Here is a 427-nt window from a genome sequence, read left to right as displayed (position 1 = left end):
GGCCTCAGGGCAGCCACCACGGCCAGCGTGAGCATGGTCAGCACGTAGGTGCTGGTGCGACGAGGGCTGTGTACGCCCAGATCAACCAGCGCAATCACGCAGGCCATCGTCAACAGCACAATTTCGGGGTAAATCGCTAGCCAGCTGATGTTGTCAATCATCTCGAATCTCTCAGTTCAGTCTGGTCTGTTCAGTTCAGCTTGGTCTGCGCGACATGCTTGAGCAGTTCTGCCACCGAGGTGTCCATCACGTCGGTGAACGGACGGGGGTAGAGGCCCATGGCCAGCACCGCGATGCCCAGTACAGCAAGCACCAGGAACTCGCGGCTGTCGATGTCCGTCAAGCCCTTGACGTTGTCATTGCCCACGGGGCCCAGGTACACACGCTTGAACATCCACAGGGTGTAAGCAGCACCAAAAATCAGCGC

At 58.8% G+C, this 427-nt stretch carries 1 pseudogene; it reads right to left on the bottom strand.

Annotated features, from left to right (window positions below):
- Positions 1 to 190 precede the first annotated feature (190 nt).
- Positions 191 to 427, bottom strand: a pseudogene (locus tag GPA27_RS28520) (NADH-quinone oxidoreductase subunit M); the annotation flags it as partial.

This window comes from Aromatoleum toluolicum, from assembly GCF_012911005.2.
Classification (GTDB): domain Bacteria; phylum Pseudomonadota; class Gammaproteobacteria; order Burkholderiales; family Rhodocyclaceae; genus Aromatoleum; species Aromatoleum toluolicum.
This window is presented reverse-complemented; position numbering and strand designations above follow the sequence as displayed.